The sequence below is a fragment of the Mycobacterium sp. genome, from assembly GCF_032162105.1.
In the GTDB taxonomy this organism is placed as follows: domain Bacteria; phylum Actinomycetota; class Actinomycetes; order Mycobacteriales; family Mycobacteriaceae; genus Mycobacterium.
Map to the genome: position 1 here is coordinate 1 of NZ_JAVRPS010000680.1, position 12,634 is coordinate 12,634.

Sequence of the window (12,634 nt, forward strand, 5' to 3'; positions counted from 1 at the left end):
CGCGTCATTCGCTTCGATCGGGCATGCTGATGCGTGGGTCAGTTCATCGGCCGCCACCGACTTCTCGACCACGCTGCTTCCACCGGACACCGAGTCCAGGGTGTGGGCCGTGCCCGGCGTCACGAGAGTGGTGCCGGACCAGATGGCGTTCGCCACCGTCGGCGAAACCCGGGTCATGCTGCTCGGCATCGCGCCAGGCTCTCATCGGGACATCTACGCGTCCATGTCGGCGCGGGATCGCGAAAAGCTACTCGCAGGAGAGGGAGTCGCGCTGTCGCGTGACCTCGGTCATGCGATGGGCGTCTCGGACGGAGACGAGGTCACCTTGCAGACGCCGACCGGTGAGCGCCGTGTGCAGGTACTCGAGCTCGTTCCGTACTTCTCAGGGCTCACCGGCACGATCGCCATGAGCCTGGACTCGATGCAGGGCTGGTTTCTCCGGCCTGGTTCCAGTGACCTCGAGGTCACCGTGGCCCCAGGCGCCGATCCGCAGGCAGTGCGGGCGGCGATACGCAATGTCGTGTCAAAGGATGCCTTCGTCTACTCCGGCGACGAGGCTCTGGCTGGCGTCAGCAGCGCGCTCGATCAGGTGATCGCCGTCATCATGATCATCGCGTGGATCGTCGTGGTGGTATCTGCGGTCACCCTGCTCAATACACTGATGCTCTCGGTGCTGGACCGTCGTCGCGAGATAGGTGTGCTGCGCGCGATGGGCGCCGACCGCGTCTTCACCCTCAAGGCGATTCTCGCCGAAGCGGCAGGCATTGGCATCGTCGGCGGACTCTTGGGACTGCTCATCGGCGTCGCGATTCAATACTTGATCTCCCTCGCCCTGACGAACGTGCTCAGCATCGACGTCGCGTGGCGGGTGAGTCCGGCGATGATCGCCATCAGCGTGGGCGCACTGGTGATTTGCCTGCTGGGCTCCGTGCCGCCCGCGTTGCGCGCCGCCCGCCTCAACATCGTTGCGGCGATCAGCGCCGACTGACTACGGCGACGCCGTGACGGGGCGCCGCGCCGGGTCAGGTGTGCAGATGCCGCTCAGTGGGTAAAGACGGGTAGCGCAGCATCGGCGCCACACAAGGCGCTGCCCATGTCGGAGTCCGCACGGAGAGAAGAGAATGCGACAACGAGCGGCCGTCATCGCGGCGATGGTCGCGCTGCTGGTGGCGGTGTCGTGTTCCCCGGCTCAGCGCGTCGACCTCGGACAAGGGTCGGGCAACCTGATCGCCGCCATCGCGGGCGAACCCGACCAACTCGATCCGCAGAAGACCAGCGCCTACTTCTCCTTCGAGGTGCTCGAGAACGTGTTCGACACGCTGGTCGAACCCGATGCGAACCTGGAGATGCGGCCTGCGCTCGCCGAATCGTGGACTGTCTCATCCGATCAGCTCACCTGGATCTTCCACCTGCGCAAGGGCGTGACGTTCCAGGACGGCAGCCCGTTCACCGCCGATGACGTCGTGTACTCCTACCGGCGCATCATCGACGAGAAGCTGGCCAACGTCGACAAGTTCAGCGCCGTAACCGACGTCAGCGCACCCGACGACGACACCGTCCTCATCCGGGTCAAGCAGCCCACCCCGAACCTGTTGACCAACCTCGGCGGCTTCAAGGGCATGGCGATCGTGCAGCGCAAGAACGTCGAGAGCGGCCAGATCGCCACCCATCCGGTCGGTACGGGGCCGTTCGCGTTCGCATCCCAGAAGAGCGGGGACTCGATCATGCTGGCAGCCAACCCGCACTACTGGGGTGGCCGCCCGAAGGTGCCTGGCGTGACGTTCCGGTTCATCTCCGAGCCGTCTACCGCACTGTCGGCCCTGCAAGCAGGCGAGATCGACTGGACCGACTCGATACCCACCCAACGCGTCGCGCAACTCAAGAACGACGACTCCATCAAACTCGCCGTGACTCCGGGCAATGACTACTGGTACCTCGCGCTGAACGAGGCCCGCGAGCCGTGGAAGGACGCGCGGGTACGTCAGGCCATCGCCTATGCCATCGACCGGAAGGCGATCGTGCAGGCGACCAGCTACGGCACCGCGACGGCGAACCAGTTGGCGATCCCCCAGGGCAACCCTTGGTACACCCCGTACGACACCTACCGCTACGACATCGAGAAGGCCAAGAGCCTGCTCGCCGAGGCCGGAGCATCGCCCGAGACCTTGGACATGCTGGTCACCAGCGAGTATCCGGAGACGGTGACCGCGGCGCAGGTGATCGCCGACAACCTCAAACCCCTTGGTATCACGGTCAACATCCGCACCGTCGACTTCGCGACCTGGCTCGACGAACAGAACACCGGCAACTTCGACATGCTGATGATGGGCTGGCTCGGCAACATCGATCCCGACGACTTCTACTACGCGCAGCACCACACCGACGGGTCGAGCAACGCCCAGAAGTTCTCCAACCCCGACGTGGACCGGCTACTCGACGCCGGACGGGTGGAGACGAATCAACAAGCCCGCCACGCTGATTACGCCAAGGCGGCCACGATCATCGCCGACCAGGTCAGCTACCTCTACCTCTACAACCCATCCGTGATCCAGGCCTGGACCACCAGCCTGTCGGGTTACGAGGCGCGGCGCGACGGGGCGATCAGATTCCGGACCGCCAGCCTGACGCGAGGCGGCGCCGAATGACCATGCCCGCGTTCTCGTCTCATCCGATCGTGCGATTTCTCGCCCGCCGGCTGGCGTACTCGCTGATCGTCCTGCTCGGCGTGCTGGTGGTGGTGTTCGCGTTGGTGCACCTGGTGCCCGGCGACCCGGTGCGCATCGCGCTCGGCACGCGCTACACACCCGAGGCTTACGACGCGCTGCGGTCGGCCAGCGGCCTCGACCGGCCGATCATCCAGCAGTTCTTCGGCTACGCCGGCTCGGCGGTCACCGGTGATCTCGGGGTCAGTTTCCGCAACGGTGACCCGGTGGCCGAGATCCTCCTGGACCGACTGCCGGCCACCGCGTCGCTGGCCGTCGTGGGCATCGTCATCGCCCTGCTGATCGCGCTGCCTGCCGGTATCTGGTCGGCGCTTCACGAAGGCAGGATCAGTGACGGAATCGTGCGGGTGACAAGCCAGTTCGGCGTCTCCGTGCCCGACTTCTGGATGGCCATTCTGCTCATCGCGTTGTTCTCGACCACTCTCGGCTGGCTCCCGACGTCGGGCTATCGACCGTTGCTCAGCGATCCAGGCGGGTGGTTGCAGCACCTCGTCCTGCCCGGCCTCACCGTCGGGCTGGTGGCCGCCGCCATTCTGACGCGATACATCCGCTCGGCCGTACTCGACGTCGCGGCAATGGGTTACGTGCGCACCGCACGCTCGAAGGGCCTGTCCCCGCGGGTGGTGACGTTCCGCCACACCGTCCGCAACGCGCTGGTTCCCATCCTCACCATCACCGGGATCCAGCTCGCCACCATCCTCGGCGGTGTGATCGTGGTGGAGGTGGTGTTCGCCTGGCCGGGGTTGGGCCGGCTGGTCTACAACGCCGTCGCCGCCCGCGACTACCCGGTGATCCAGGGCGCGGTGCTGCTGATCGCCGTCCTGTTCCTGCTCATCAACCTGCTAGTGGATCTGCTCTACGCGGTGGTCGACCCGAGGATCCGGCTCTCGTGACCGACCAGTCGATCGAGGACACCGCGGACACCGAGGACACTGAAGACACGGGGAGAATCGCCTCCTGGCGGCTCCTGGTGGGCAATCCGGTCACGTTGGCCAGCGCGGTGGCCTTGGCCGTAGTGCTCGTCGTCGCGGTCAGCGCCCAGTGGATCGCCCCCTATGGCATCAACGACGTCGACGTGCCGAGCGCACTGCAAAACCCCAGTGGCGCACACTGGTTCGGCACCGATGAGCTAGGCCGCGACGTCCTGTCCCGCGTGCTGGTCGCCATCCAGGCCTCGATGGGCGTTGCCGTGGTCAGCGTGGCCTTCGCCGTCGTGGTCGGCGTGGTCATCGGGATCATCGCCGGCTATCGCGGCGGCTGGGTGGACACGGTGTTCATGCGCGTCATCGACGTGATGTTCGCATTTCCGGTGCTGTTGCTGGCGTTGGCGATCGTCTCGATCCTGGGGCCCGGTGTCACCACCACGATGCTGGCGATCGGGGTCGTCTACACACCGATCTTCGCGCGGGTGGCCCGGGCCAGCACGCTCAGCGTGCGAACCGAGCCCTACGTCGCGGTGTCCCGCACCATGGGCACAGGGCACGCGTACATCCTCACTCGCCACATTCTGCCGAACATTACCGGGCCGCTGGTCGTGCAGTCGTCGCTGTCGCTGGCCTTCGCCATCCTGTCCGAGGCGGCATTGTCGTTCCTGGGGTTGGGCATTCAGCCGCCCCAACCGTCGCTGGGCCGGATGATCTTCGACTCGCAGGGCTTCGTCACCCTCGCCTGGTGGATGGCCGTGTTCCCCGGCGCGGCCATCTTCGTGATCGCGCTCGCGTTCAATCTGTTCGGAGACGGTCTGCGCGACGTGCTCGACCCCAAACAACGCACGATGCTGGAAGCGCGGAGGCAGCGATGAGCGACCCCGTACTCAACGTCGCCGACCTGCACGTGCGGATCGGCAAGCGCCACCTCGTCCGCGGCATCTCGTTGCAGGTCCAGCCCGAGCAGACCTTGGGCATCGTCGGCGAATCCGGGTCGGGCAAGTCCATGACGGTGCTCGCGGCGACCGGACTGCTCGACGCGCCAGGCGCCGTCGTCACCGGCTCGAGTGCCATTGCCGGCGAGGGAGGTTCAGTCGAGCTCGTCGGAGCGTCACCGCGGGCGCTGCGCAGTGTGCACGGCGGCAGAATCGGCTTCGTGTTCCAGGACCCAGGAACGTCGTTGAACCCGTTGCTTACCCTGGAGCGCCAGATCACGGAATCCCTTGAGGCGCATCGCCGTCAAACTCCCCGGGAGGCGCGAGCACGCGCGCTCGAGCTTCTCGATGCGGTCGGCCTGCCCGACCCGGAGACCCGCCTGCATTCGTACCCGCACCAGCTGTCGGGCGGCCAGCGCCAGCGGGTGATGGTCGCGATCGCCCTGGCGTGTGACCCCGAACTGCTCATCGCCGACGAGCCGACCACGTCGCTCGACGTCACCACCCAGGCGCAGATCATCGATCTGGTGCGCGAGCTGCAACGCGACTTCGGCACGGCCGTGGTGTGGATCAGCCACGACCTGGGAGTCATCGGACAGGTCGCCGACGACGTGACCGTGATGCACGACGGTGAGGCGGTGGAGCAGGCGCCGGTCCTCGACGTGTTCGACCGTCCGCAACAGCCCTACACCCGCGAACTCCTCGAGGCTCGCCCACTCGTGGGAGGCAACGGTCCTCCGCCTGCGTCGGGGGACAGCGCGGTCCTGCTGGACGTGGACGGCCTCGACGTCCGGTTCCCGGTCACCACACCGGTCGGCCGGACGACGGTCCACGCGGTGAAGGATCTGTCGTTCCAGATCCGGCGCGGCACCACGCTGGGATTGGTCGGCGAGTCGGGATCGGGCAAGTCGACCGTGGCGGCCGCGCTCACCGGATTGGTGAAGCCGGACGCCGGTCGCGCGCTCTTGGACGGCACCGACGTGTTCACGGTCCGCAGAAAGGACGAGAAGACACTCCGTCGACAGATCAGCCTGGTCTTCCAGGACCCGTTCTCGTCGCTGGATCCCCGCACTCCGGTGGGGGCCGCGGTGGGTGAACCGCTGATCGTGCACCGGCTGGTCAACGGCAAGGCCTCGCGCCGGACGCGCATTGCGGAGCTGTTCGACCTGGTCGGACTGCCCGCATCCTTCGCGTCGCGCTATCCGCACGAGCTCTCCGGTGGCCAACGGCAACGGGTGAGCATCGCGCGGGCGCTCGCCGTCGAGCCCGAGTTGATGATCCTCGACGAGTCCACGGCGTCACTCGACGTGTCGGTGCAGGCGCGGGTGCTCGCGCTGCTGGCCGACCTTCAGCAGGAGCTTGGCCTGACCTTCCTGTTCATCGGTCACGACCTGGCGGTGATCCAGCGGATGAGCCATGACGTGCTGGTCATGCGCGCAGGCGAGGGCGTCGAATACCGGCCTGCCGCTGAACTCTTCGAGTCGCCGGAGCAGGAGTACACCCGCACTCTCTTGGCGGCGGTACCACCGGCACAACCGCGTCGCGCGCTGCGCTGATTTCCATCGCTTAGCCGCTGTAACGAATCCGCCGGACCCCCGATTGATGTGTAGAGCGGAAGAAGCGCCGCGGCAGCTGCTGGTCCCGGACCAGCCTCGGGGGAGATGGCTGCGCATGGCACAGAGGAGTAGTTGCAGGATGGACGCACCGTTGAAGATTCGTGGTCGGCGAAACGTCGTCGCCGCCCTGGCATCGGGAGTGGTGATCTCCCTCACGGCGATGACGACGGGCATTGCGCCGGCATTCGCCGATCCGAAGACCGACCCGGTCTCGCCGACGACCACTGTCGCCGTGCCAGAGCCGGCCCCCGAAGCGAAGGCCCCGGAGGAGGCGCCGGCACCGAAGCCCCAGCAGCAGGCACCGGTCGTCGCCGAACCGCCCGCTGCGCCCCCGGTACAGGTGGCGCCCCCAGTGCAGGTGGCACCCCCGAGCGTCGAAGCTCCGCCCCCGCCCAAGGTCACCGAAGCGCCGCCGGTCGTGCAGGCACCGGTGACACAGACACAGGCACCGGCAATCGTCCAGGCGCCACCTCAGACACAGGCCCCGGTGACACAGTCGCCGGTGACGCAGGCCCCGGCGACACAGCCGTCGACACAGGCGCCGGCGCCCAAGCTCTCGACGGTCGCACCGACCACGGCGGCGAGTGCACCCGCGACCAGCGCTGAACCGCCCTCGCCTCGGATCGCGCGCCCGTCCGTCACCGAGCAAGCGCCGGCCACGTCGACCGAGAAGAGCGCGGCGCCGGACCCGTCGTCCTCGCCGGTGACCACCAGCGTCTCCCCGCCGCCGTCGGCCGGGTCGACGCCGCCCTCGCCGGCGCTGGTCGCCCCGAGCACCGAAACCAGCCAGGCGCCGGCCAGGAGCGGGGACCCGTCGGCCGAAACCAGCGCGTCGCCGACGTCCGAGGCCGGGTCCAGTAGCGCCGAGCCCACTTCGTCGGCAGGGCGGACGGCGTCATCGAGCGTCTCGCAGGCCGCGAAGGAGATCGCGACCCTCGAGCCGCAGACGCTGAAGGCGCCCGAACAGGACGTGGTGTTGGCCAAGAGTGCTAAACCCGTTGAGCAGCCCGAACCGGTCCCGGCCCCGAAGCAGGACGTCGACGCGATCGCGAAGGTGATCGACCTGCCGAACTTCGACAGGGACGTCAGGAACGCTCAGAACGGGAACGGTGACCGCAGGAACGACGACTTCTTCCCCGGTGGCGACCGCAAGTGGGATCGCAACGTGCGGCAATGGGACCCGAACTGGGTGGAGTACGACGACTACTACCGCCCCGTGCTCTCCAACCCGTACCGGAACCCGGTCAAGATCATCTACATCTACCAGAACGCTCCTCGGATCGTGTACATCCCGCCTCTGGCAAGGATCATCCTGGAGGTGGCCCAGTTCGCCGCGTACAGCTTCACGGCCATCGTCACCAACACGATCAACCAGGCCGTCAACGTGGCGGTGGGCAGCTTCTTCGGCGGCGGCTACTACCCGGGTATCGGGTTGCCGTTGCCGCCGCCTCCGCCGCCGTTGTTCCGGTACGACAACGTGCCCGTTCAGGTGCGCTACTCGAACAACCAGGTCTATCAGCCCTTCCGGGTGCAGCGCATCGTCGACGTCGGTGACGACAGGCAGTACGGCGAGCGCAAGGTTCTGCTCGACGGTGTGACCCCGGCATGGGGGGAGTGGAAGCAGACCCCCACTGGCGAACGGCAATTCGAGGTGCACCGGACCCAGCAGTTCCCGGGTCTCGACGAGCCACGCGAGGGGCCGTTGCCTGGCGACTACCAACTGAGGCTGGCCTCGGATGAATCGCCTGCCGGCTTCGTCGGCCGGGACCTGTTCCTCCTGGCGACGGCGGTGGTGCTGGGCGCACTGAGCCTCGCTGCGGTGGGCTGGGCGGTACTGCTCGGGCGTCGTCGCGCGCGGCACTGAGAACGCCCGCCCGTTCCCACCCCGGACCCGGGGTGGGAACGAGCGTCGTCGGGTCACATGGTTAGCTGATCGGTAATCCGCAGGGCAGACCCCCGCGCCCGGCTCACCCGCCGGACGTACTCGTTAGCTAAACTAGTCAATGGTCGTATCTCACAGCGCGGTGAGGCGTCGTCACGGTCTACGTGCCGCGGCGACGAGAACCCCTGATGAGGAGCAGTCACGTGACCCTTAGCACCATCGCGCTCGAACTCGTACCGCCCAACGTGGAACACGGTCGCGAACAGGCCTTGGAAGAGGCGCAGAAAGTGCTGCGGAGTTCCGCGGAGTCCGGCCTCGAGGGAACGATCCGGCACGTCATGATGCCAGGAATGATCGAGGAGGACGACGACCGGCCCATCGAGATGAAGCCGAGGATGGACGTGCTCGACTTCTGGTCGATCATCAAGCCGGAGTTGCCAGGAGTGAAGGGGCTGTGTACTCAGGTCACCGCCTTCATGGACGAGCCGACCCTGCGCCATCGGTTGACCGCCCTGGGCGACAGCGGGATCGAGGGCATCGCCTTCGTCGGCGTGCCACGCACCATGAACGACGGCGAGGGTTCCGGCGTCGCGCCGACCGACGCCCTGTCGATCTTCGACGAGTTGGTGGGGAACCGCGGCGTGATTCTGATCCCCACCCGCGACGGTGAGCAGGGCCGATTCGACTTCAAGTGCAAACAGGGTGCGAACTACGGCATGACCCAGCTGCTGTACTCCGACTCGATCGTGGGCTTTCTCAACGAGTTCGCGAAGAACACGGACCACCGGCCGGAGATCCTGTTGTCGTTCGGCTTCGTGCCGAAGGTCGAGGATCGCGTCGGTCTGATCAACTGGCTCATCCAGGATCCAGGGAACGAGGCGGTCGCCGCCGAGCAGGAGTTCGTCAGGTCGCTGGCCGGCACCGAACCGGCGCAACGGCGTCAGCTGATGGTCGACTTGTACAAGCGGGTCATCGACGGTGTCGGCGACCTCGGGTTCCCGCTGAGCATCCACTTCGAAGCGGCATACGGAGTCAACAAGGCGGCCTTCGACACCTTCGGCGAGATGCTCGCCTACTGGTCGCCGACGCGGGTCTGAACAGACCGAAACCTTCGGAAGAATTCTTCGAGAAATGGCGGATTCACTCCGCCGTAGTTTCGGTCCCAAAGAAACAAAAAACCCTGCGCTGTGATCGGAAATGCATCCGATCGTTCAGCGCAGGGAATTTCGCAAGCGTCTTAGACGGCGGTTACGCCGACTGCCTGGGGACCCTTGGCGCCCTGGGCGATCTCGAACTGAACCCGCTGGTTCTCGTCGAGCGACCGGTAGCCTTCGCTTTGGATCTCGGAATGATGAACGAACACGTCCTGCGCGCCGCCATCAGGCGAGATGAAGCCGAAGCCCTTTTCGGCATTGAACCATTTCACAGTTCCCTGTGTCATACTGTTTACTTCTTTCTTCTTACTGAATGAGCGTAATAAGATACACCCATGCGAGGAGTCTAGCACCGATCGCTATCCTGTCGGAACAATCAACTTTCCCGCTTTGGCGCCGGCGTGAGCCACGTTGCTGAGATCAGGGAGCGACCGGCCAGTCCCACACCGACATGTCGCCCGCCGGGTAGTTCATGCACACGTCGGTGGCCTTCGCCACCACGCCCTTGTTGTTGAAGAAGACCTTCGCCCAGTTGCCCCAGTGCGTGGCCACCTGCTCGTAGTAGGGGTTGGTGGCGGTGTCCTCGGAGTACTGGCGGCGGGCGGCGTAGTCCAGCGAGAAGAACCAGTGGATGCGGTCCTCGGCCATCTGCTGGATGTCGGCGGGCCGGTTGCTCTTGTCCAACATGTACCGCTCGAAGTACACCGGGCTGGTGTCGCGAGCCGCCTGCAGGTACTGCTCGGTGTCGCACGTGGTGTGGAGCATCTTCTTCGGGATCGGATAGTCCTCGGTCGAATCGGCCGAGGCCGGTCCGGCCAGTCCGGTCGCCAGCACGCCACACGCGGCGACCGCCAGACCGCTACGAAGCACGAGATTGCGAATGTCCTTCATCATGAAGATCCTCCTGGAGCCGATGGGACTGGTTCGGGGTCCTTTGGTGGCGACGGCCACGGCACAGGCACCGGCCGCGACCGCACGGCTTGTGGCCACCAGAACCACTTGCCGAGAAGGGCGGCGATCGACGGTGTCATCAGTGACCGGACGATCAGGGTGTCGAACAGCAGACCCAGACCGATGGTAGTACCGACCTGCCCGATCACGGTCAGTTCACTGACCGCCATGGACATCATCGTGAAGGCGAACACCAGCCCCGCAGAGGTCACCACCGACCCGGTGCCGCCCATCGCGCGGATGATGCCGGTTTTCAACCCGGCGTGTATCTCCTCTTTGAACCGGGCTACCAGCAGCAGGTTGTAGTCGGCGCCGACGGCCAACAGGATGATGACGGACATCGCCAGCACCATCCAGTGCAACTCGATCCCGATGATGTGCTGCCAGATGAGCACCGAGAGTCCGAACGAGGCGCCCAGCGACAACACCACCGTGCCCACGATGACGGCGGACGCGACCACGCTTCGCGTGATGATCAACATGATGATGAAGATCAGGGCGAGCGCGGAGATGGCGGCGATCATCAGGTCGAAGGTCGAGCCGTCGGACATGTCCTTGAACGTCGCCGCCGTACCGGCGAGGTAGATCTTGGACCCCTCCAATGGTGTTCCCTTGACGGCTTCCTTGGCGGCTTGCTTGATGGCATCGATGTGCGAGATGCCCTCCTGCGTCATCGGATCGCCCTCGTGGGAGATGATGAAGCGCACCGACTTGCCGTCCGGCGAGATGAAGTTCTTCATGCCCCGTTTGAACTCGGGATTGTCGAAGGCCTCGGGCGGCAGGTAGAACGAATCGTCGTTCTTCGATGCGTCGAACGCCTCACCCATGGCGCTCTGGTTGTCCTGCATCGCGGATTGCTGGTCCTGCATACCCTTTTGGGTCGCATACATGGTCAGCATGATCCGCTTCATGTTCTTCATGGTGTCGATCATGGGCGGCATCAGAGCGACCATCTGTGGCATGAGCACGTCCAGGCGTTCCATGGTCGGAATGAGTTCCTGGATGTCGGTGGTCATCGTGTCGATGCCGTCCAGGGTGTCGAAGATGGACCGGATCGACCAGCAGACGGGAATGTTGAAGCAGTGCGGTTCCCAATAGAAGTAGTTGCGCAGCGGCCGGAAGAAGTCGTCGAAGTTGGAGATGTTGTCCCGCAACTCGGCGATGTCGATCGTCATACCCTTCATCTTGGCGACCATGGTGTGCATGACGCCGGCCATCTCGGCCGTGATGCTCGACATCTTCGTCATCGTGTCGATGGTCGACTGCATGTCGTCGGCCTGTTTGAGCATGTTGGCCATGACACCCTGGTTGTACTTCTCATTCATCTTCTGGGTGGTGCCGTTCATGCTGATCTGGAACGGGATCGACGTGTGCTCGATGGGAGTTCCCAGCGGCCGCGTGATCGCCTGCACCCGAGCAATACCTGGCACCCGGAAGACGCCCTTGGCGATCTTGTCGATCACCAGGAAGTCGGCCGAATTCCGCAGGTCGTGATCGCTTTCGATCATCAGCAGTTCGGGGTTCATCCTGGCCTGCGAGAAGTGCCGGTCGGCGGCCGCATAACCCTCGTTGGACGGTAGGTCCTGGGGAAGGTAGTTGCGATCGTTGTAGTTGGTTCGGTAGCCGGGCAGGGTGAGCAGGCCGACCAGAGCCAACGCGATCGTCCCGACCAGGATGGGACCGGGCCACCGCACGACGGCGGCGCCGATCTTGCGCCATCCCCGGACCCGCATCGCCCGCTTGGGCTCCAGGAGACCGAAGTGGCTGGCCACCGTGATCACCGCGGGCCCGAGGCTGAGTGCGGCGCTGACGCAGATCACCATGCCGATGGCCAGCGGGATGCCGAGTGTCTGGAAGTACGGGAGATTCGTGAAGTGCAGGCAGAAGGTCGCACCGGCGATGGTCATGCCGGAGCCCAGGATGACGTGGGCCGTGCCGCCAAACATGGTGTAGTAGGCCGATTCTCGATCCTCGCCGGCCCCGCGTGCTTCCTGATATCGGCCGATGAGGAAGATCGCGTAGTCGGTTGCCGCGGCTATCGCGAGTGTGACGAGGAGGTTGGTTGCGAAGGTCGAGAGCCCGATGATGTCGTAGTAGCCGAGGAATGCCACCACGCCGCGGGCGGCGGCCAATTGGAGCACGACCATCAACAGCACGATGCCCACGGTGACGATCGACCGGTAGACGAGCAGCAGCAGGACGATGATGACCGAGAACGTGACCAGCTCGATGAGCTGCATACTTCGGTCGCCGGCGATGTGCTGGTCGGCCTGCAGTGCCGCCGGCCCCGTCACGTAGGCCTTCACGCCGTTCGGCGCCTGGACACTGTCGACGATCTTCTGGACGGCCTCGACGGATTCGTTGGCCAGGGCCTCGCCCATGTTGCCTGCGAGGTACACCTGGACGTAGGCGGCCTTGCCGTCGTTGCTCTGGGAACCGGCGCCGGT

10 protein-coding genes are annotated in these 12,634 nt (G+C 65.4%); 7 read left to right on the forward strand and 3 right to left on the reverse strand.

Going from position 1 to position 12,634, the window contains the following annotated elements; all coding sequences use genetic code 11:
• From QOC69_RS34210 to QOC69_RS34240, 7 genes are all read left to right on the forward strand, one after another.
• The coding region (locus QOC69_RS34210) for an ABC transporter permease (protein ID WP_526446975.1) at window positions 1-988 on the forward strand (988 nt) is incomplete at its 5' end.
• A 133-nt stretch (window positions 989-1,121) separates the two neighbouring features.
• Window positions 1,122-2,645, forward strand: a complete 1,524-nt coding sequence (locus QOC69_RS34215; protein ID WP_526446977.1) for an ABC transporter substrate-binding protein — start codon at window positions 1,122-1,124, stop codon at window positions 2,643-2,645.
• Between the two features lie 2 nt (window positions 2,646-2,647).
• Complete coding sequence (locus tag QOC69_RS34220) at window positions 2,648-3,616, forward strand: ABC transporter permease (RefSeq protein ID WP_526446992.1); 969 nt, start codon at window positions 2,648-2,650, stop codon at window positions 3,614-3,616.
• Entirely contained in the window at window positions 3,613-4,524 is a 912-nt protein-coding gene (locus QOC69_RS34225) for an ABC transporter permease (RefSeq protein ID WP_526446979.1), read from the forward strand. The genes QOC69_RS34220 and QOC69_RS34225 overlap by 4 nt, the downstream gene beginning before the upstream one ends.
• Window positions 4,521-6,140: an ABC transporter ATP-binding protein gene (locus QOC69_RS34230; protein WP_526446981.1), complete on the forward strand. Its 1,620-nt coding sequence runs from the start codon at window positions 4,521-4,523 to the stop codon at window positions 6,138-6,140. The genes QOC69_RS34225 and QOC69_RS34230 overlap by 4 nt, the downstream gene beginning before the upstream one ends.
• Before the next feature lie 139 nt (window positions 6,141-6,279).
• The gene (locus QOC69_RS34235) at window positions 6,280-8,064 is read left to right on the forward strand and encodes a hypothetical protein (protein WP_526446983.1); all 1,785 of its coding nucleotides are present in this window, start codon (window positions 6,280-6,282) and stop codon (window positions 8,062-8,064) included.
• Between the two features lie 221 nt (window positions 8,065-8,285).
• Window positions 8,286-9,179: a mycobacterial-type methylenetetrahydrofolate reductase gene (locus QOC69_RS34240; RefSeq protein ID WP_526446985.1), complete on the forward strand. Its 894-nt coding sequence runs from the start codon at window positions 8,286-8,288 to the stop codon at window positions 9,177-9,179.
• Window positions 9,180-9,319: 140 nt separating this feature from the next.
• Here QOC69_RS34240 and QOC69_RS34245 read toward each other — a convergent pair whose 3' ends face one another.
• From QOC69_RS34245 to QOC69_RS34255, 3 genes are all read right to left on the reverse strand, one after another.
• On the reverse strand, window positions 9,320-9,523 hold the full coding sequence (locus QOC69_RS34245) for a cold-shock protein (RefSeq protein WP_029115184.1): 204 nt from the start codon (window positions 9,521-9,523) through the stop codon (window positions 9,320-9,322).
• 133 nt (window positions 9,524-9,656) lie between these two features.
• Window positions 9,657-10,130, reverse strand: coding sequence for a DUF5078 domain-containing protein (locus QOC69_RS34250; RefSeq protein WP_526446988.1), 474 nt, complete (start codon window positions 10,128-10,130; stop codon window positions 9,657-9,659).
• Window positions 10,127-12,634, reverse strand: a 2,508-nt coding sequence (locus QOC69_RS34255; RefSeq protein ID WP_526446990.1) for an MMPL/RND family transporter, incomplete at its 5' end; no start/stop codon positions are given. The genes QOC69_RS34250 and QOC69_RS34255, both read right to left, overlap by 4 nt.

Bases quoted from the DNA above. Each gene is read 5' to 3' on its own strand.
- QOC69_RS34220 (WP_526446992.1), top strand. From the start codon at position 2,648: ATGCCCGCGTTCTCGTCTCATCCGATCGTGCGATTTCTCGCCCGCCGG.
- QOC69_RS34230 (WP_526446981.1), top strand. From the start codon at position 4,521: ATGAGCGACCCCGTACTCAACGTCGCCGACCTGCACGTGCGGATCGGC.
- QOC69_RS34235 (WP_526446983.1), top strand. From the start codon at position 6,280: ATGGACGCACCGTTGAAGATTCGTGGTCGGCGAAACGTCGTCGCCGCC.
- QOC69_RS34245 (WP_029115184.1), bottom strand. From the start codon at position 9,523: ATGACACAGGGAACTGTGAAATGGTTCAATGCCGAAAAGGGCTTCGGC.
- QOC69_RS34250 (WP_526446988.1), bottom strand. From the start codon at position 10,130: ATGATGAAGGACATTCGCAATCTCGTGCTTCGTAGCGGTCTGGCGGTC.
- QOC69_RS34215 (WP_526446977.1), top strand. From the start codon at position 1,122: ATGCGACAACGAGCGGCCGTCATCGCGGCGATGGTCGCGCTGCTGGTG.